13 protein-coding genes, 9 tRNA genes and 3 rRNA genes are annotated in these 20,631 nt (G+C 48.1%); all 25 read right to left on the minus strand.

Annotated features, from left to right (window positions below; all coding sequences use genetic code 11):
* Nucleotides 1-318: 318 nt before the first annotated feature.
* The 25 genes from yajC to thrC all read right to left on the minus strand — a co-directional run bounded on the left by yajC (nt 319) and on the right by thrC (nt 20,584).
* Complete coding sequence (gene yajC, locus ACR32F_RS25385) at nt 319-633, minus strand: preprotein translocase subunit YajC (RefSeq protein WP_440111971.1); 315 nt, start codon at nt 631-633, stop codon at nt 319-321.
* Nucleotides 634-699: 66 nt separating this feature from the next.
* Complete coding sequence (tgt, locus tag ACR32F_RS25390) at nt 700-1,836, minus strand: tRNA guanosine(34) transglycosylase Tgt (protein WP_434749745.1); 1,137 nt, start codon at nt 1,834-1,836, stop codon at nt 700-702.
* 73 nt (nt 1,837-1,909) lie between these two features.
* Nucleotides 1,910-2,938, minus strand: coding sequence for a tRNA preQ1(34) S-adenosylmethionine ribosyltransferase-isomerase QueA (queA, locus tag ACR32F_RS25395; protein ID WP_440111974.1), 1,029 nt, complete (start codon nt 2,936-2,938; stop codon nt 1,910-1,912).
* A 7-nt stretch (nt 2,939-2,945) separates the two neighbouring features.
* Nucleotides 2,946-5,033, minus strand: a complete 2,088-nt coding sequence (locus tag ACR32F_RS25400) for a SpoIID/LytB domain-containing protein (RefSeq protein WP_440111976.1) — start codon at nt 5,031-5,033, stop codon at nt 2,946-2,948.
* Nucleotides 5,034-5,119: 86 nt separating this feature from the next.
* Nucleotides 5,120-6,130 carry a Holliday junction branch migration DNA helicase RuvB gene (gene ruvB / locus ACR32F_RS25405; RefSeq protein ID WP_440111978.1) on the minus strand — a complete coding sequence of 337 codons (1,011 nt, stop codon included), beginning with the start codon at nt 6,128-6,130 and terminating at the stop codon, nt 5,120-5,122.
* 55 nt (nt 6,131-6,185) lie between these two features.
* Nucleotides 6,186-6,800, minus strand: a complete 615-nt coding sequence (ruvA, locus tag ACR32F_RS25410) for a Holliday junction branch migration protein RuvA (RefSeq protein WP_440111980.1) — start codon at nt 6,798-6,800, stop codon at nt 6,186-6,188.
* On the minus strand, nt 6,797-7,300 hold the full coding sequence (ruvC, locus tag ACR32F_RS25415) for a crossover junction endodeoxyribonuclease RuvC (RefSeq protein WP_440111982.1): 504 nt from the start codon (nt 7,298-7,300) through the stop codon (nt 6,797-6,799). Before ruvC ends, ruvA begins: the two co-directional genes overlap by 4 nt.
* Before the next feature lie 299 nt (nt 7,301-7,599).
* Nucleotides 7,600-8,292, minus strand: coding sequence for a BofC C-terminal domain-containing protein (locus ACR32F_RS25420; RefSeq protein ID WP_440111984.1), 693 nt, complete (start codon nt 8,290-8,292; stop codon nt 7,600-7,602).
* Between the two features lie 174 nt (nt 8,293-8,466).
* A tRNA-Pro gene (locus ACR32F_RS25425) sits at nt 8,467-8,540 on the minus strand.
* Nucleotides 8,541-8,547: 7 nt separating this feature from the next.
* Nucleotides 8,548-8,626: transfer RNA gene (locus tag ACR32F_RS25430), tRNA-Leu, on the minus strand.
* Nucleotides 8,627-8,640: 14 nt separating this feature from the next.
* Nucleotides 8,641-8,717, minus strand: a tRNA-Arg gene (locus tag ACR32F_RS25435).
* 6 nt (nt 8,718-8,723) lie between these two features.
* A tRNA-Gly gene (locus ACR32F_RS25440) sits at nt 8,724-8,798 on the minus strand.
* A 23-nt stretch (nt 8,799-8,821) separates the two neighbouring features.
* A tRNA-Asp gene (locus tag ACR32F_RS25445) sits at nt 8,822-8,899 on the minus strand.
* A 27-nt stretch (nt 8,900-8,926) separates the two neighbouring features.
* Nucleotides 8,927-9,000, minus strand: a tRNA-Met gene (locus ACR32F_RS25450).
* Between the two features lie 19 nt (nt 9,001-9,019).
* Nucleotides 9,020-9,095 (minus strand) — tRNA-Val (locus ACR32F_RS25455).
* An 8-nt stretch (nt 9,096-9,103) separates the two neighbouring features.
* A tRNA-Glu gene (locus ACR32F_RS25460) sits at nt 9,104-9,175 on the minus strand.
* A gap of 4 nt (nt 9,176-9,179) precedes the next feature.
* Nucleotides 9,180-9,255: transfer RNA gene (locus ACR32F_RS25465), tRNA-Asn, on the minus strand.
* Between the two features lie 84 nt (nt 9,256-9,339).
* A 5S ribosomal RNA gene (gene rrf / locus ACR32F_RS25470) occupies nt 9,340-9,456 on the minus strand.
* 84 nt (nt 9,457-9,540) lie between these two features.
* A 23S ribosomal RNA gene (locus tag ACR32F_RS25475) occupies nt 9,541-12,467 on the minus strand.
* Between the two features lie 309 nt (nt 12,468-12,776).
* Nucleotides 12,777-14,329 (minus strand): 16S ribosomal RNA (locus ACR32F_RS25480).
* Together the 16S, 23S and 5S rRNA genes with 9 tRNA genes alongside form the textbook arrangement of a ribosomal RNA operon.
* A 509-nt stretch (nt 14,330-14,838) precedes the next feature.
* A complete protein-coding gene (locus ACR32F_RS25485) occupies nt 14,839-16,452 on the minus strand; it encodes a LysM peptidoglycan-binding domain-containing protein (protein WP_440111986.1) in 1,614 nt (537 codons plus the stop codon).
* Between the two features lie 194 nt (nt 16,453-16,646).
* Nucleotides 16,647-17,531 (minus strand): branched-chain-amino-acid transaminase, encoded by an 885-nt coding sequence (gene ilvE, locus ACR32F_RS25490; protein WP_440111988.1) that lies wholly within the window; start codon nt 17,529-17,531, stop codon nt 16,647-16,649.
* A 139-nt stretch (nt 17,532-17,670) separates the two neighbouring features.
* Entirely contained in the window at nt 17,671-18,552 is an 882-nt protein-coding gene (gene pheA, locus ACR32F_RS25495) for a prephenate dehydratase (protein WP_440111991.1), read from the minus strand.
* A complete protein-coding gene (thrB, locus tag ACR32F_RS25500) occupies nt 18,549-19,517 on the minus strand; it encodes a homoserine kinase (RefSeq protein ID WP_440111993.1) in 969 nt (322 codons plus the stop codon). Before thrB ends, pheA begins: the two co-directional genes overlap by 4 nt.
* The gene (gene thrC / locus ACR32F_RS25505) at nt 19,514-20,584 is read right to left on the minus strand and encodes a threonine synthase (protein WP_440111995.1); all 1,071 of its coding nucleotides are present in this window, start codon (nt 20,582-20,584) and stop codon (nt 19,514-19,516) included. The genes thrB and thrC overlap by 4 nt, the downstream gene beginning before the upstream one ends.
* Nucleotides 20,585-20,631 lie beyond the last annotated feature (47 nt).

Consider the following 20,631-nt stretch of genomic DNA (forward strand, 5'->3'; position numbering starts at 1 on the left):
GATGGGATTCGGGCAGTATTGGACTTCGCTTTGTCTTGCAAGCTCGTCCGTCCCAACCTGCCTTCTATGTGGTTTCTGTTCGTCAGACCGAGGGTTTGCCTCCGGCTTCCTTCAGATTCCACCTCGCGGTGGACACCCTTGCCTTCAGCTAACAGTTCCTACTGCCAAGCCTGTAGCGGACTTTCACCCCCGAGTTATCGCCCATGCCGGGCGCACAAGAAAAAGAGAACCGGGTCTCCAAGGAGATCCAGTTCTCTGACAATGAAGAATACGCTGCATACGCACTCACAGCCTTACAGGCTTTCGAACATGTATGATTTACTCAACCGTCGTTTCACGATTAACTGCACTGCTAATGGCGTTACGATCGAATGTAAGCTTGGTTACATCGTTTACGCGCAATACAACCACATCATCTGTGATTTCAGCAATCGTTCCGTGAAGACCACCGATGGTAACAATTTTATCGCCTTTTTTTAATTGACCTAACATGGCATTCCGTTGCTTTTGCTTTTTATTCTGTGGACGAATCATCAAGAAGTAAAAAATTGCAACCATGAGTACCAAAGGTACGATCAAAGATACAATTCCACCGCCTGCTTGCGTTCCTGTTGCAGTCATTGCCTGAAACATTCAAAACTCCCCCTTATCGACTATACGTACGAATACTGCTCGTTACTTCGGCTCCGCAAAACCTGATCAGAAACCTCTGTCATTGTCATGAAGACCATATTGATCGAAAAATTCATCCCGGAAATCAAGCAAACGATCTTCCATTATGGCTTTGCGCACATTGCGCATCAAATTTTGCAAGAAATGAAGATTATGGATCGTCGTCAAACGCAAGCCAAACGTTTCATCCGCTTTGATTAAATGACGCAGATAAGCTCTGGAATAGTTCCGACAAGTGTAGCAATCACATTCAGGATCAAGTGGCCCAAAATCAGTTGCAAACTTGGCATTTCGAACGACCAGACGTCCTTGGCTAGTCATTGTTGTTCCGTTACGGGCAATCCGGGTAGGCAGAACACAGTCAAACATGTCCACACCACGAATTGATCCCTCAATCAATGCATCGGGCGAACCTACACCCATTAAATAACGTGGTTTATTGGAAGGCAACAATGGAAGCGTGTAATCCAATACGCCGTACATTAAATGTTTCGGTTCTCCAACACTCAGTCCACCAATAGCATACCCCGGGAAATCCATGGAAGTCAAATCAGCCGCGCTCTGACGGCGAAGATCTTCATGCATGCCTCCCTGTACGATGGCAAACAGTCCTTGATCATGCGGTCGAGCATGACTTTCCAGACAACGTTCTGCCCAACGGCTCGTTCTTTCAAGTGATTTTTTCACATATTCATACTCAGCCGGATATGGTGGACATTCATCAAATGCCATCATAATATCGGAGCCCAGTGCATTCTGAATTTCCATTGCCACTTCAGGTGACAAGAACTTTTTGTCTCCATTCAAATGGGAACGGAAGTGAACGCCTTCCTCCGTAATCTTACGCATCTCACTGAGGGAAAACACCTGAAATCCGCCGCTGTCAGTCAGAATCGGACGATCCCAGTTCATGAACTTGTGAAGACCGCCAGCTTGGCGTATAATCTCATGTCCCGGTCTCAAGAACAAGTGATAGGTATTACTCAGAATGATCTGAGCATCCATCTCTTTCAGCTCTTCAGGGCTCATCGTTTTTACCGTTGCCTGTGTACCTACAGGCATGAAGGTTGGTGTCTCAATAATACCGTGAGGTGTATGTACACGTCCCAGACGGGCACCGGATTGTTTGCAAGTTTTGATATGTTCATACGTAATTGCTGCCATTAGTTTTAATCATCCTCTAAAAATTAATCGTAATGCTTGTATCCATTTTCCATTTATCTGACATGTCCCCGAATCAATAAATCAACATCGCATCACCAAAACTGAAGAAACGATACTCTTCGTTAATGGCTTCTTGGTAAGCCTGAATAATATGTTCTCTGCCTGCAAGCGCACTAACCAACATGACCAGTGTGGATTTCGGCAGATGAAAGTTTGTGAGCATGCCATCAATAACTTTGAACGTGTAACCCGGGTAGATAAAAATTTTGGTCCATCCGCTGCTCTCCTGCAGCAAACCATCTTCAAACTTACTACCCACCGTTTCGAGTGTACGACAGCTCGTTGTTCCTACCGCAAATACACGGTTGCCACGTTGTTTCGTCTCATTAATCAGATCAGCCGTTTCTTGTGACATGGAGTAATATTCCTCGTGCATCACATGATCTTCCACCACATCTACTGACATGGGTCTGAACGTTCCAAGACCCACGTGAAGTGTAATAAAGGCTACGTTGACCTCTTTGGCCCGAATCCGATCCAGCAATTCATCTGTAAAGTGCAGTCCCGCTGTTGGTGCAGCCGCTGATCCTTCATGCTTCGCATACACCGTCTGATATCTTTCACGGTCATCCAACGTTTCTTTGATATAAGGAGGCAATGGCATCTCACCCAGACGATCGAGAATCTCTTGAAAGATTCCATCATACGTAAAGGTAAGTGTGCGTGCCCCCATCTCACCCTCTTCTTCAATGATTGCCTTTAGCTCGTCACTGAATACGATAACTGAACCGGCTTTTAGCTTTTTGCCCGGTTTAACGAGAGCTTCCCAGCGATCGCCTTCCACATTTTTAAGCAAAAGCACTTCCGCCTTGGCTCCGGTATCCTCTTTGGTTCCGAACAGACGGGCTGGTAGAACACGAGTATCATTCAGTACTAGTGTATCCCCAGACTGAAGAAAATCGATAATATCAGGAAACGTGTGATGGTTAACTTCACCGCTCTCCTTGTTCAATGTAAGTAACCTGGACGCCGTGCGATCAAGCAGTGGCGTCTGCGCAATAAGTTGCTCTGGTAATTCAAAATCGTATAAGTTCACATTCATCTTGGATTCATTCCTTAACAATAGTCGCATTTTGATAATAGTGTTTCAATATTGCCTGGTAATCATACCCTTCATCTGCCATGCCTTTAGCTCCCCATTGGGACAAGCCCAATCCGTGGCCATTGCCCTGACCAATGAACATGAAGGTTTGGCCCTGTGTTACAGCTCTAGCTTGACCATCACTACTCATCACCACAAGAGCATTACTGGATGCTGTACCTGTGCCTGATGCAGATAGTACAGCGGCACCCTGGGAGCCGGTTTTGCTGGCTGTTTTGCCGTCAGCGCCTAATACAGTATAACTTCCGGTCCCTGCAATATCAAATAAAGTACTCGGTAATCCGCCTAACGCGGAGCGGTACGTATCTGCATATTTCACCGTCATAGCCTGTCCGTTGGCAGTGACTTCGAGTGCTCTTCCGGATGGTCCACGCTTGGTTACTTCCAAGGTTGAGATAGAGGCTGGAATAGAGGCTGTCGTTTTGCCCTGAAGGGATTTAACCAACTGGGCTGATGTGAAAGGTCCTCTCACCCAGGCGTAGTCACTGGATTGAGCCACTTTAGCCAGTACAACAGCTTCGTTGCCTGGATTCATTTTTGCTACAGGTTCAGCGTTGGATTGAATTAACGGAACGGGACGCACATTTGTATTTTGTGCAGTAACCGTCACTTTGGCTAATCCTGCATCTGTTTTAGTCGTCAATTCCTTGACATTATCTTCACGGATGTATCCACTGACACCTGAACTCAGGAGCACATGGTACCACGTATGTAATCCTGCCTGAGCGGATGCATCCCCTGAGCTAACCACATTGGTGAATACACCTGCTCCGCCGTTCCACACTTCGGAAGGATGAGCAGTCTGGCCGCCAGCATTGGAGGAAAACACTGCTTCGACGATTTTACCACCGCTCTTGACCACTTCTCCAGCAGTTGCATCCACTGCACTGGTTACTTTAGCATTCTCCGAACTGATCCCGTTATAGGCTTGACTAAGTGTCGTATCCACGACATTGGCAATTTTGAATCGTTCCCCCTGTTGAAGCGCGTAAGAGCGTGCAGCCACTGCCTGTACTTTCAAAGCTTCAGCGGGCCAGGATGAATACACCTCAGCCCCTACTACCGAGTACAAATATTGCTCCAACGGAACCACATTTACCAATGCGAGATCTCCGCCTACAATGCTGATCTCCATATCTCCTCGATACGTCCGCTGTGATCTCTCCACCACTTTGATGCCACTGCCATCCCCTTGTACAAATGCTTTGGCTTCACTGCCTGCAATGATGTAATGCGGAGCTGTTTTGAGTGTATCTGTGCTTAAGCCCGCATCCTGACGGATTATAAGTGCGCCACTATTGCTGTTAACAGGAGAAAAATTCACTCCCGGAACGCTGGCTTCCAGATTCTGTTTCAGAGTTGCCAGATCGGCATCATTTGCAGCTTCTCCAACCCATACCGTGTAGCCCTGAGAACCACCACTCAGTTGCAGTACCGTATAGGAGCTAAAGCCTGCTGCAGCTATGGAAGACTGAGCTGCCTCAGCCTCTTGAAGCGAACTGTATGTTCCCGTAGAGAGACGTTTGGTGCCTGTCACTGCGGGCTTTTGCCCACCCAGCCCAGCTGCTGCCACTTTTTGTACACGTGCTACCGCTTGTCCTGCTAACGCTTCTGTAGCATAGTTGCCCGTGTAGAGTTGGTAGATAGCTTTGCCACTCAGAGATGTTGTAAACAACAATGGTTTATCCGTGGTTGCCTGTAACAATTTTGCAGCTGTAGCCGCTGTCTTGAAATCTCCTGTCTCCAACACCTTTACTCGAAACCCATCCGCACTGAAACGGATCTGCCCTGCTGGAAGACTCACACCTGCCCCATTTTCCGAGCCCATGTTCCATGTACCAGTGGACTCAAGTGTAATGAGAGGTGTGGTCGCTTTATACGTACTTCCCAGATTCGCAAACATGGCTACGCGAATGGTCTGTCCATCATTTTCAGCGGCATAGGCAGGCACTTGCAGGCATCCCACCGTCAACAGAGCCGCGGCCAACACCTTTAAGCGTCGACTCCACTTCTTCGTTTGTACTGCTTTCCCCACGATCAGACTCCTCTCTATACGTTAGCTCTATTTTATATCGAGTAAATCCCAACCATATTCTACTTGAATGTTTCATCAGTCACGAATTACTTCCCGTCTCTCGGTGGAATGGGCAGACCCAAATGATGATAGGCCAGATCCGTCACTATTCTGCCTCTTGGTGTGCGTTGAAGCATGCCAATTTGCAGCAAATACGGCTCATACACATCCTCAATGGTCTGACTTTCTTCTCCAATCGTAGCGGCGATTGTATCCAGCCCCACTGGGCCACCCCTGAAACTGTTAATCATCGATTTGAGCATCTTGTGATCAATCTCATCAAGTCCACGCGGGTCAATCTGAAGACGTTTCAGCGCTTCCTCCGCCAGTGACTGTGTAATGATCCCATCACCGCGCACCTGTGCAAAGTCACGCACCCTTTTCAACAAACGGTTGGCAATCCTTGGTGTCCCACGAGAGCGCAATGCGATCTCTTCCGCAGCATCACCAACAATCTCAATGCCCAAAATTTCAGTCGATCGTGAAACGATATAAGCCAGCTCGTCCACCGTATAAAACTCCAAACGACTTATGACACCAAACCGGTCCCGAAGTGGAGCAGAGAGTAAGCCAGCACGTGTTGTAGCCCCAATCAGAGTAAACGACGGCAGATCAAGCCGAACGGAACGTGCGCTCGGACCTTTACCGATCATAATATCCAGAGCAGAATCTTCCATCGCAGGGTACATGACTTCCTCTACTGTACGATGAAGACGATGAATTTCGTCAATAAAGAGTACATCGCCCTCCTGCAGATTCGTGAGCAAAGCAGCCAGATCACCTGGACGTTCAATCGCAGGTCCCGATGTTGTACGCAAGTTAACGCCCAATTCGTTCGCAATGATATTGGCAAGTGTTGTTTTACCAAGTCCAGGTGGACCATATAACAAAACATGATCCAGCGCTTCATTGCGCAATTTGGCAGCTTCAATATATATCTTCAAATTTTCCTTCACCTGATTCTGTCCGATATATTCATTCAAATACCGGGGACGAAGGCTCAATTCAACATTTTGATCCTCCATCATCAGGTTTGCGGAAATAATCCGGTCATCCATGTTCATCCCTACCTTTTTTGTGCGGGTTACTGCTCTATTCTATATGCAAAATAAATTATCCCGTAAACAGCATTTGCAGTGCCCGTTTCATCAACACATCAACCGAATCGGACGAATTAACATCCTTCTTCAGTTTGAGCCATACTTTGTCAAGTTCACTGTCGGTATAACCCAACGCCTTGAGACCTTCACGTGCCTCGTCCCAAGCAGAACCGCTTCCTGCTTCTTCAGAAGGAGGGGCAAACAAACCTGTTGCATACGTTGCAGCACCGAAACCATCCAATTTATCCTTAAGATCCAGAATCATACGCTGCGCTGTTTTCTTGCCTATTCCCGGCAGCTTGGTCAAGAACGTCAGATTCTCTTGGTAGATAGCCGTCACGACATGATCCGGCGTACCGCCAGCCAGTATACCCAAAGCAACCTTAGGGCCAATACCCGATACCTCAATCAGCTTGCGGAATAACTTCTGTTCGTCCCGAGTAGCAAAACCAAACAGCAACATCGCATCTTCGCGCACATGATGATGGGTATAAACAATAATTTCTCCCTCTTGCTTCGCAAATGCATATGGATTCGGACAGAACACACGATAACCGACACCATGAACATCAAGTACGATATACTCATTCTCCAAATGTACGAACTGTCCTCTTAGAAAATCAATCATTTTCGCAATACCTCATTCAACTTGGAATTTAATGTATATGAGTGAGCGTGACACACAGCCACAGCCAAAGCATCCGCTACATCATCCGGCTTTGGAATGACCTGTAAACGCAGAAACATTTTAACCATCTCCTGTACTTGCCGCTTCTCTGCTTTACCGTATCCAACAATCGCTTGCTTAATCTGCATCGGAGTATACTCCGCAATAGGCAGACCCTTCTGGGCTGCAGCAAGAATCATAACCCCTCTGGCCTGACTGACAGACATGGCTGTTGTAACGTTACGGTTGAAAAAAAGTTTCTCCAGCGCTACTGCGTCCGGTTTATATTTATCGATCAGCTGTACGATTCCCTCATATACGTGAAGCAGCCGTTCCTCATCAGGGGTGTGAGCCTCCGTCTGAATACATCCATATTGCACAGGTACCACTTTGCTGCCGATTTTATCCACAAAACCAAAACCAACAATCGCAATCCCCGGGTCAATTCCCAAAAAACGCAAAACCATCTCTCCCTTACAAAAGCGAACATATGTATCGTTCATTTCATTATAACAAAAGATAGACCCTCCGGCAGGAAAAACTTTATCCATACCATATACTCGCCCTCATTCGTGAATAAACTGCAATGGCTATCCACATCTCAAGGTCTGTTTTGGTTATGCAACGACAAAAAGGACATCTTTCGATGTCCTTTATTACTCGTATATATTTATACATTCAAACTCTGAATGATCCTTCTCCACAAATGTCTTCTCATCTCACATTACAACGATCCAATTGAATAAAGAAGTCTATCTTCCTATCCGCCATTCCGGCTTTCCTTATTGGATTCATCCACTGCATAATCGCTAAATGTGGAGATCACACTGTCGTATTCATCTTTGTCCTGTATCCGGATGCCCTGCTGTAGTTGCTCTAACACGCCTTCAGGTAATGAAGTCTCCAACGTACCTACGTCCATCTGAAAAAAAGTACGAATGACTTTCTCTTCTCCAGGTCGGCCTTCATAAAGGTTGAGATTACCCACAGCATCAATGCTAATATACGCCTGCTCTTTACATAAAGGAGAAAGATCATCCACATGTTGTTTCATGTGCAATACATCTGCTGATACAACTTTGGCTTCCCAATCGGGATGTTGAGTGAGCAACATTTTCATTTGCGGAATCGCCATCTTTCCGAGTTGTTCCGTTTCCACTCCACAGATGTATTGGGTCTCCAGAACAACACTGGTTAATTGGTCCGGATCGGATCCGAGTTGTTGCATCAACGTCTGGACTTCTTGCTCAGGTCTTTTTTCTATCGTAACCGTTCCCATTACGCTTGTAGCCTCACTGAAATTGGTCGTTAATAATTGCTCTATTGAAGAAGAAATCGGCAATCCACTGTAAGCGAGTATCGTTACCGCAACCAATGCTGCCGTCATCCACACGGTTCGTTTCCACCGTCGCCAGCGTCTCTTGAATTGTTTTTTGAAGTTAAACGTGTTCACATGAACCCCTTCTATCACTTTTTAAACCTATTGTGACCGAAAGAACGGGGATTTATGCAAAATTAACCTAGTGCGACAATCCACCCAGCTGGTACTAGATGGTTTTGGATACAACTTTTAATAAACCAAATGCAAAAACAGAGTATCTAATATTAGATACTCTGTTTTTTGAGATCGGGATGACACGATTTGAACATGCGACCCCCTGGTCCCAAACCAGGTGCTCTACCAAGCTGAGCTACATCCCGTTATCTATACCGGCGAGAGGACTCGAACCTCCACGGTTTCCCACTCGATTTTGAGTCGAGCGCGTCTGCCATTCCGCCACGCCGGCGTATGAAGTTATAATGGCGCGCCCTGAGAGATTCGAACTCCCGGCCTTTTGATTCGTAGTCAAACGCTCTATCCAGCTGAGCTAAGGGCGCAAATATTGGAGCGGACGACGGGAATCGAACCCGCGACCCTCGCCTTGGCAAGGCGATGCTCTACCGCTGAGCCACGTCCGCAAACCAGTAATAATAGAAAAAAATGGCGGAACCGACGGGATTCGAACCCGCGATCTCCTGCGTGACAGGCAGGCATGTTAGGCCAACTACACCACGGTTCCAGATTACTTTCACCTAGGAAAGTATAATTGCGGGGGCAGGATTTGAACCTGCGGCCTTCGGGTTATGAGCCCGACGAGCTACCGGGCTGCTCCACCCCGCGTCGTTATTCAAGAATTATATGGTGGAGGCTGAGGGGATCGAACCCCCGACCCTCTGCTTGTAAGGCAGATGCTCTCCCAGCTGAGCTAAGCCTCCATATGTTATGACCCGTAGGGGATTCGAACCCCTGTTACCTCCGTGAAAGGGAGGTGTCTTAACCCCTTGACCAACGGGCCATAATGGCTCCCCGAACAGGGCTCGAACCTGTGACAACTCGATTAACAGTCGAGTGCTCTACCAACTGAGCTATCAGGGAATAATTTGCACTTGCAGTGCAAATGAAATCCATCGTACAACGTCAACACGCAAAGCCTGTTTTCTATGTATGATGAAAGAGTTCGCTTGGCGGCGTCCTACTCTCCCAGGACCCTGCGGTCCAAGTACCATCGGCGCTAGAGGGCTTAACGGTCGTGTTCGGGATGGGTACGTGTGGAACCCCTCCGCCATCGCCACCAAACGCATAGCTTATAGCTTACATTTCAGAGTATTTGTTCTCTGAAAACTAGATTCGAAACGAAATTTGCGCCTTACAACGTGCATATTGGATAAGCCCTCGACCGATTAGTACTGGTCAGCTCCATGCATTGCTGCACTTCCACCCCCAGCCTATCTACCTCGTCGTCTTCAAGGGGTCTTACATACTGGGAAATCTCATCTTGAGGGGGGCTTCACGCTTAGATGCTTTCAGCGCTTATCCCTTCCGTACATAGCTACCCAGCGGTGCTCCTGGCGGAACAACTGGTACACCAGCGGTACGTCCATCCCGGTCCTCTCGTACTAAGGACAGCTCCTCTCAAATTTCCTACGCCCACGACAGATAGGGACCGAACTGTCTCACGACGTTCTGAACCCAGCTCGCGTACCGCTTTAATGGGCGAACAGCCCAACCCTTGGGACCTACTTCAGCCCCAGGATGCGATGAGCCGACATCGAGGTGCCAAACCTCCCCGTCGATGTGGACTCTTGGGGGAGATAAGCCTGTTATCCCCAGGGTAGCTTTTATCCGTTGAGCGATGGCCCTTCCATGCGGTACCACCGGATCACTAAGCCCGACTTTCGTCCCTGCTCGACTTGTAGGTCTCGCAGTCAAGCTCCCTTATGCCTTTGCACTCTTCGAATGATTTCCAACCATTCTGAGGGAACCTTTGGGCGCCTCCGTTACTCTTTAGGAGGCGACCGCCCCAGTCAAACTGCCCACCTGACACTGTCCCCGCACCGGATTACGGTACCAGGTTAGAACCTAGATACGATCAGGGTGGTATCCCAACGGTGCCTCCACGCAAGCTGGCGCTCACGTTTCTTAGGCTCCCACCTATCCTGTACAGATCGTACCCAAATTCAATATCAAGCTGCAGTAAAGCTCCATGGGGTCTTTCCGTCTTGTCGCGGGTAACCTGCATCTTCACAGGTATTAAAATTTCACCGGATCTCTCGTTGAGACAGCGCCCAAGTCGTTACGCCATTCGTGCGGGTCAGAATTTACCTGACAAGGAATTTCGCTACCTTAGGACCGTTATAGTTACGGCCGCCGTTTACTGGGGCTTCGGTTCACAGCTTCGGATTGCTCCTAACCACTCCCCTTAACCTTCCAGCACCGGGCAGGCGTCAGCCCGTATACTTCGCCTTACGGCTTCGCACAGACCTGTGTTTTTGCTAAACAGTCGCTTGGGCCTTTTCACTGCGGCCCCCTCGTGCTATTCACACTACCGGGGCACCCCTTCTCCCGAAGTTACGGGGTCATTTTGCCGAGTTCCTTAACGAGAGTTCTTCCGCGCGCCTTAGAATACTCTTCTCGCCTACCTGTGTCGGTTTGCGGTACGGGCACCATCACCTGGCTAGAGGCTTTTCTTGGCAGTGTGAGATCATGACCTTCGCTACTATAATTTTCGCTCCCCATCACAGCCCAGCCTTATCGATGTGCGGATTTGCCTACACATCAGCCTCACTGCTTAGACGGACATCCATCAGTCCGCGTCACTACCCTGCTGCGTCCCCCCATTGCTCATAACGGCTTACGGTGGTACAGGAATTTCGACCTGTTGTCCTTCGACTACGCCTTTCGGCCTCGCCTTAGGTCCCGACTTACCCTGAGCGGACGAGCCTTCCTCAGGAACCCTTAGGCTTTCGGCGGATCAGATTCTCACTGATCTTTTCGTTACTCATACCGGCATTCTCACTTGTATAATGTCCAGCGCTCCTTACGGTACACCTTCAACCCTTATACAACGCTCCCCTACCCCTGATGCAAAGCATCAAGCCATAGCTTCGGTGGTGTGTTTAGCCCCGTTACATTTTCGGCGCAGAGTCACTCGACCAGTGAGCTATTACGCACTCTTTCAATGGTGGCTGCTTCTAAGCCAACATCCTGGTTGTCTGGGCAACTCCACATCCTTTTCCACTTAACACACACTTGGGGACCTTAGCTGATGGTCTGGGCTGTTTCCCTTTTGACAATGGATCTTAGCACTCACTGTCTGACTCCCGGAAGTAAGTCTATGGCATTCGGAGTTTGACTGAGCTTGGTAACCCTTGCGGGCCCCGCACCCAATCAGTGCTCTACCTCCACGACTCTGTTTTCCGAGGCTAGCCCTAAAGCTATTTCGGGGAGAACCAGCTATCTCCGAGTTCGATTGGAATTTCTCCGCTACCCCCACCTCATCCCCGCATTTTTCAACATGCGTGGGTTCGGGCCTCCAGTGCGTGTTACCGCACCTTCACCCTGGACAGGGGTAGATCACCCGGTTTCGGGTCTACGTCCACGTACTAACTCGCCCTATTCAGACTCGCTTTCGCTGCGGCTCCGGCTCATCACCTTAACCTTGCACGGGAACGTAACTCGCCGGTTCATTCTACAAAAGGCACGCCATCACCCCTAAAACGGGCTCTGACTTTTTGTAAGCACACGGTTTCAGGTTCTATTTCACTCCCCTTCCGGGGTGCTTTTCACCTTTCCCTCACGGTACTGCTTCACTATCGGTCGCTAGGAAGTATTTAGCCTTGGCAGATGGTCCTGCCGGATTCATACGGGGTTTCACGTGCCCCGCACTACTCGGGATCCGTCTCGGAGGGAACAGACTTTCAACTACAGGGCTTTTACCTTCTTTGGCGGGCCTTTCCAGACCTCTTCGCTTAATCGGTTCCTTTGTAACTCCATGTGAGACGTCCCACAACCCCAAAGAGCAAGCTCTCTGGTTTGGGCTTCTCCGCGTTCGCTCGCCGCTACTGACGGAATCACTATTGTTTTCTCTTCCTCAGGGTACTTAGATGTTTCAGTTCCCCTGGTATGCCTCTGCACAACCTATGTATTCAGTTGTGAGTAACTGGAAATTACCCCAGCTGGGTTTCCCCATTCGGACACCCCCGGATCAAAGCTTGCTTACAGCTCCCCGAGGCAGTTTCGTTGTTCGCCACGTCCTTCATCGGCTCCTAGCGCCTAGGCATCCTCCGTGTGCTCTTAGTAGCTTAACCATATCGCTCGTGTTCGAGCTGTCGCTCCGCTTGTTTTGGACTACGTCCAAAGCCAAAAGTCGCTCCATTTCGATCACTCGCTCATGCAATCTACCTTATAAACACTTCACTTGTTTACACAAGATCAGCTTAAAGGAATGTTCTAAATCGCAAAATTTCGTTTCGATATCTAGTTTTCAAAGAACAAGCTCCATGCAAAAGCAAGCTGTTTGAGAGTTTGAGCTCTCAAAACTGAGCAACGAGTGAGTTGCGCAGGTTCTAAGAACCTGCTTATTTGAATGTTTCCACTCGGGAAACGATTCTCCATAGAAAGGAGGTGATCCAGCCGCACCTTCCGATACGGCTACCTTGTTACGACTTCACCCCAATCATCTATCCCACCTTCGGCGGCTGGCTCCTTGCGGTTACCCCACCGACTTCGGGTGTTATAAACTCTCGTGGTGTGACGGGCGGTGTGTACAAGACCCGGGAACGTATTCACCGCGGCATGCTGATCCGCGATTACTAGCAATTCCGACTTCATGCAGGCGAGTTGCAGCCTGCAATCCGAACTGAGACCGGCTTTGTTGGGATTCGCTCCATCTCGCGATTTCGCAGCCCGTTGTACCGGCCATTGTAGTACGTGTGTAGCCCAGGTCATAAGGGGCATGATGATTTGACGTCATCCCCACCTTCCTCCGGTTTGTCACCGGCAGTCTATCTAGAGTGCCCACCCGAAGTGCTGGCAACTAAATATAAGGGTTGCGCTCGTTGCGGGACTTAACCCAACATCTCACGACACGAGCTGACGACAACCATGCACCACCTGTCTCCTCTGTCCCGAAGGAAAGATACATCTCTGCATCGATCAGAGGGATGTCAAGACCTGGTAAGGTTCTTCGCGTTGCTTCGAATTAAACCACATACTCCACTGCTTGTGCGGGTCCCCGTCAATTCCTTTGAGTTTCAGTCTTGCGACCGTACTCCCCAGGCGGAGTGCTTAATGTGTTAACTTCGGCACCAAGGGTATCGAAACCCCTAACACCTAGCACTCATCGTTTACGGCGTGGACTACCAGGGTATCTAATCCTGTTTGCTCCCCACGCTTTCGCGCCTCAGCGTCAGTTACAGCCCAGAGAGTCGCCTTCGCCACTGGTGTTCCTCCACATATCTACGCATTTCACCGCTACACGTGGAATTCCACTCTCCTCTTCTGCACTCAAGTCACCCAGTTTCCAGTGCGATCCGGGGTTGAGCCCCGGGATTAAACACCAGACTTAAATGACCGCCTGCGCGCGCTTTACGCCCAATAATTCCGGACAACGCTTGCCCCCTACGTATTACCGCGGCTGCTGGCACGTAGTTAGCCGGGGCTTTCTTCTCAGGTACCGTCACTCCTTGAGCAGTTACTCTCAAGGACGTTCTTCCCTGGCAACAGAGCTTTACGATCCGAAAACCTTCATCACTCACGCGGCATTGCTCCGTCAGGCTTTCGCCCATTGCGGAAGATTCCCTACTGCTGCCTCCCGTAGGAGTCTGGGCCGTGTCTCAGTCCCAGTGTGGCCGATCACCCTCTCAGGTCGGCTACGCATCGTCGCCTTGGTGAGCCGTTACCTCACCAACTAGCTAATGCGCCGCAGGCCCATCCCCAAGTGACAGATTGCTCCGTCTTTCCAGTTTCCTTCAGGAGAAGAAAACAAGTATTCGGTATTAGCTACCGTTTCCGGTAGTTGTCCCAAGCTTGAGGGCAGGTTGCCTACGTGTTACTCACCCGTCCGCCGCTAAGTATCAAGGAAGCAAGCTTCCTATCCACTCCGCTCGACTTGCATGTATTAGGCATGCCGCCAGCGTTCGTCCTGAGCCAGGATCAAACTCTCCAATAAAGTATTGAAAAGAGCGATAAGCTCATTTTGAATCTGACGAGATTAAAAATCTCATTTGTGCTCCAGTCGATTCAAGCCAAGGCTTGTCTCAAACTTTCGCGTTCATTCTGCAAGCAGAATGTTTACTCACTCGTTGTTCAGTTTTCAAAGATCAAACTTGTCATTCTCTTGTGTTCTGTGTGTCAGCACTGTGTTTCAGCGGCGACTTAAATAATATATCACACTGACGAAACCAATGCAATAGTTTTTTCGAATATAAATTATTAATAGTTTTTAACTAACCGACTATTCCACTAGACTACTAGTCAATTAACCATATTACCTTACTGATTATTATAGCTATGTAATCTAATTTTCTTCATAATGCTGCTTACGTTCTACAAACGACGTATCCATTGCATTCTTCTGCAATTTTGAACCCAATCCGCTCATTCAAAACCCAAAAAGACCTTCCACTTCTCGGAGATGGCCTTTTTGGGTTTGAATACTTTACAGTTCATTCATCGAGTTTACTTCTGTATCCAGGGATTCCTGCGTTTTTTATTGGAGCCTCGGGTATTGGATATTCCAGTACGCTCTTTGGACGTTTGCCCCGATACAGATACTTTGGATTTGCTGCTCTTCACGGTAGGTTTGCCTGTTCTCCGTTTTGCAGTTCCTGTTTTGGCGGCCTGTTTGGGCTTCGCCTCAAGATCCAATTCAGTTTCCCCCTGAGAGTGACTTAAGTTTGCTTCGTCGCGTCCTCCCTTTTTACCTCCACCCTTGGCTTCGGGAGGATAAAGTTCACCAAATGCACCAAGTGGAGCCGGCGGTACCGTATTCTGTGTTGGGTATGGATTTTGATATGCATACTCCATGGGCTGATTCGGCATCATGGAAGTCGACATATCATGCTGCATACCATATGGACTATACATAGCCCATGCTGGGTCCTGATATCCATGTGAAGAATAAGTATAGTGATGCGTAGGCATATGATGGCTACCACATCCGCATGGCGGGTAAGGAAGCATCGAGTATGGAGATATAGTAGGTGGTTGATGGTTCATATGCTCCGCGGCTGCAAATGGAGGAAATGGGCTGTTCACTTGACCAGCTGGAGCTATGGGATAGGTGTTATTTTGTACTTCAGCAGACAGGTTAGGCATAACGTTGTTATGATTTTGTTCATTCCCCGTCCATGGGACATTAGGTAGATTACCAGCGGAGTACGGACTTACTTCAGTGATGCCTGGGAAAGGCGAATTGTTATTCGAACCAGCCGTATACATACTTTGCGGATCAGTATATACCTCTTGTGCTGGTACAGGAATTTGAGCATACGGGTGCTCGGCAGGAGCATGGTGCAATTTACTTCCGCAACCGCACGGTGCTTTAGTTGCTGGTGCCAGATTAGCAGGCGATTTTGTGTTGGGCATTACCGGTAAAGGCATAATCTCAGGAGAAATATTAGGCATCGTATACGTCGGCGATTCAGGCAACGGCTTTACATGAACTTCAGATTTAGTTTGTTCTTTTTTTGGAACTTCCTTCTCAGGCTTCACTTCAGGAATTTCAGGAAGCTGCGGCAACACTTCCAGTTCTGGTTTCACATTAGGTACAACTGGATTAGCCGATACAGGAGGAGCGGGAGCCGGAGTGGAGACTTCCGGTGCTGGTGCCGGGGCTGGCATTACCGGAACAGGTGGAGCAGCTTCTTCTTTAACCCCCGTGTATTCCTTCCCTTCTGGAGAAAGCTTCTCTTGAGCAGCATGATTAGTTGCGCCACTCTCTGAAGTGAAATTCCCTTGCGCATGCATAGATGGAATGTACACGGTCTCTCCCACAAGAAGAGCATTTGGATTCTTTAATTGCGGGTTAGCATTAACCATATCCTTCAACGGAACTCCCCAAGCCTGCGACAACTTCCACAATGAATCACCTTGCTGGACTTTGTGACTGTGCAACATGCCTTCTGGCTTTGGCGTTACTGGCTCCGCTGGAATTTTGACCTTCATGCCGATCTCCAGCTTGTCGGGATTTGCGATTTGCGGATTGGCTGCAATAATTTTCTCTAACGCAACATTATATTTTTGGGACAGCAGATATAATGTGTCGCCTTTTTTCACCATGTGTATTTTCACTTGGAACTAACCTCCTAGACGTGATACTTGGGCAGTACATTCGCCCATACCGTTACTACATCCTATGCAGAAATTGGGCTAATGACATCAACTACGCAAAAAAAATCCTTCACGCTCCAAAAACCGCATACTTCAGGTATGCTGAATTTCTGGAACAAGAAGGACTTCTTGCTTCACTATTTGATATGTTCAGTCTAAACTTCCCACACTTTGTAACCGTCTTTATCAACGATCCCACGGAAAGCTTCAAGTAATCTCAGTGTTACAGGTCCTGCTACACCTGTCCCAATCGTTCTACCGTCAACCTCATATGCGGCGATGACTTCCGCAGCAGTTCCGGTGAAAAAGACTTCGTCTGCAATATACACATCATGCAGGGTAAATGGAATTTCTTTCAGTTCAAGATCCAACTCACCACACAGATCAATGATCGCCTGACGTGTGATTCCTTCGAGTGCACCCAGATAACAAGGCGGCGTATAAACTACACCATTTTTAATAATAAAGATGTTATCACTTGAACCTTCAGTAACATAACCTTGGGAATTCAGCATGATTGCTTCACCAGCACCTGCATAGTTTGACTGAATTTTAACCAATACGTTATTCAGATAGTTCAAAGATTTGATTTTGGGGTTGAGCGCATCTGGGATGTTGCGACGTTGGGATACGGACACTGCTTTCAAACCAGTAAGATACGCTTCCTCTGGATAGATTGCCAGTTGTTCCACAATAACGATAACGGACGCCTTAGGACAACGTGTCGGATCGAGACCCAGATTACCAGGTCCACGCGATACGATCAGACGAATATAGCCGTTACGCATATCATTGCGACGTACTGTTTCAGCCAATACTTCCAGCATCTCATCATAGGACAACGGAATGTTCAAACTGATGGATTTAGCGGAATCATACAGACGATCCAAGTGAGCCTTACACCTGAAAATATTACCGTTATAGATCCGAATCCCTTCGAAAATACCATCTCCATACAAAAATCCATGATCATATACCGAAACGGTTGCGTTCTCCTTGGTCACATATTGACCATCCAAATAAATCCACTGTTCTGACACGGATGACTGCACCTCCATAAAATGTCCATTCCCTAAACCCGAAACTATAGTTGGCCCGTTTATTGTATAACCAATGACGAGCAGTTACTTGTCCATTGTACCCAGTCCTACGATAACCTTCAACAATTCACAACCAACTTCAAGTCGTTTTCATCAAAGGGTATGTATAACAAGGATAACTACCAAGAACCCGCACCTGACAATTCAAAGCCTCAATCTCAGCCATGGCTGCTGTAAGCAATACCGAATCTACTGTTTCCACGACATCAATGTAAAAATAGTAACTCCCCAATCGTTTCTTCGTTGGACGAGATTCCAATCGGGTCAAGTTCAGCTTCCGCCAGGCAAAAGCCGATAAAACCTGATGTAATGCACCCGGCGCATCTTCAGGCAACGTTACGAGCAAACTGGTTTTTACATGATCAGGTTCACGAGATATCTGTACAGGCTCATGGCCTATCAACACAAAACGAGTATAGTTATTGTCATGGTCAGTTACCCGCTCAGCCATGATGTCCAAGCCATGCTTTTGTGCAGCAAGTCTTGTACCAATCGCAGCCCAGCCTTTGCCTGGGTTTTTTTTCACCAACTCTACAGCTTCTGCTGTACTGTTCACACCTTCAAGCTCAGCTCCAGGCGAATGCAGACGAATAAAATTCTGGCACTGCGGGATCGCCACAGGATGAGACATGAGCTTGGTGATTTTCCCAAAGTCATACTCGCCGCTCTCTGTCACAAACTCGGAGCCATGTCCGATGACATTCTGGATGGATGGATAGACCCACTCCGCTTGCATCGGAATATCCACTTCATTAACGAGCCAGTCCATGTGAAGACTAACGGAGCCTTCAATCGTATTTTCGATTGGAATGACACTGTACTGTGCCTTTCCACTATCCGTAGCTCTGAAAACATCAGAAATCAGTTTGGAATGAAGCAATTCCAAAGGTTCCCCATCAAACAGAAAATCTACCGCTTCATGGGAAACTGAACCCTCAGGTAATACTGCAATTCGTTTCATGCGTTAACTTCCCCTTTAACTCTGTCCAAAAAAGGATTTTCCTCTTGATCAGGCAATACGGTAGCACCGTCCAGATCCGGATCGAGCCACAGTGCCGAAGCGGTAATGCCTTCACGACTCATCGTGTCGATCAAATATTGCTCCAATTCTGCCTTCCGGGTGTCATGACGGTCTACCAATGTCAAAACAGTTGGACCAGCTCCACTCAATGCAGCCCCTAGGGCTCCATGACGGACAGCATGTTCTAGAATTTCAGCCATGCCTGGTACCAGTGATGAGCGGTAGGGTTGATGAATACGATCAGACATCGCCTTCTGAATCATATCCAACCGCCCACTTGCCAACGCCGCAACCAGCAGGGAAGATCTGCTTATATTATGCACGACATCGGACTTGTCAAACTGCTGTGGGATCACATTTCTAGCTTTGGAAGTGGACAACTCGAAGTCCGGCACAATGACCAACGTCTGCAAATCCTGATGTGGCTCAATACGTATATAATCTGCATGACTGCCATCCCAAGCTGCTGTGATAATACCTCCAAATAGAGAAGCCCCCACATTGTCGGGATGTTTCTCCAAGGAAGTAGCCATGTCCATGAGTTTGCTATCAGATAACGGACTCCCGATTAATGCGTTAGCTGCGGCTAATGCACCAACAATGGCTGACGCACTGCTTCCAAGTCCACGTGTAAGTGGAATCTCCGAGTACATCGATATCTCCAATTCAGGTACAGAGACCCCAGCTTCATTGAAAACCATCTGTGCAACTTCATATATCAAATTGGATTTATCAGTCGGTAGACCCGTGAGATGATCACCATGGAGATGGAATGTCGTCTGCTCCGCTGGTTTCATCTCCAGCCAGACATACAAAGACAATGCCATACCCAGAGTATCGAACCCCGGGCCCAGATTGGCTGTACTTGCAGGTACTTTGACTGTTACCTTTTCCCGCAAACTCATACAGATTGCTGCTCCAGTTGTGCAATCGCGGCCATTACCGCTTCTTCGGAATCCTCTACAACAAGCGGCTCGGTAGCTACAGTCTTGATTGCAATGTTAGGATCTTTCAGACCATTCCCTGTCAATACACAAACCACAGTTTCTCCGCCTTTAAAGTACCCTTCACTCTTCAGTTTGTATACACCGGCAAGAGATGCTGCAGAAGCAGGTTCAGCAAAAACCCCTTCCCGAGCGGCAAGCGTACGATAAGCTGTCAGGATTTCTTCGTCTGTAACATAGTTAATCTGTCCGCCAGATTCCTCGGCTGCCGCTACAGCGGTCTTCCAGCTTGCAGGGTTACCAATCCGAATAGCGGTAGCCACTGTTTCAGGCTCAAGGATCGGTTCACCTTTGACAATAGCCATGGCGCCTTCCGCTTCAAAACCGACCATGCGTGGCAGGGAGTTGGATTTGCCTGCTTCTTTATATTCTTTGAACCCTTTCCAGTAAGCCGAGATGTTCCCTGCGTTACCCACCGGAATTGCGAGTACATCAGGAGCATGACCAAGTTGCTCAATGACTTCAAAAGCAGCCGTTTTCTGTCCTTCAATCCGGAACGGATTCACAGAGTTAACAAGCGTAATTGGATGTTTGGCTGTGATCTCGCGAACAATTTCCAATGCACGGTCAAAGTTACCATTAATCGCGATAACTTTGGCTCCGTAGATCATGGCTTGGGCAAGTTTACCCAGCGCAATATTGTTGTTCGGAATCAGCACGATACAATTCAGTCCACCACGAGCCGCATAGGCAGCTGCCGCCGCTGAAGTGTTGCCTGTCGATGCGCACATGATGGTGCGGCTGCCTTCTTCCATTGCTTTGGCCACAGCCATAACCATTCCACGGTCTTTAAAAGAACCCGTAGGGTTCAAGCCTTCATATTTGAAATACAAATTCAATCCGAGTTCCTTGGACAGATTCTCTGCATGAATCAGGGGTGTGTTACCTTCCTGTAGTGTAAGCAAGGGTGTATTTTCATTAACTGGAAGGTGCTCTCTATATGTTTGCAGTAGTCCTTGATATCTCATTGTGGGTAAACTCCTTTGTGATTAAATAATCCGAAATATGATTCCAT

It is taken from the genome of Paenibacillus hebaui, assembly GCF_051934385.1.
In the GTDB taxonomy this organism is placed as follows: Bacteria; Bacillota; Bacilli; order Paenibacillales; family Paenibacillaceae; genus Paenibacillus.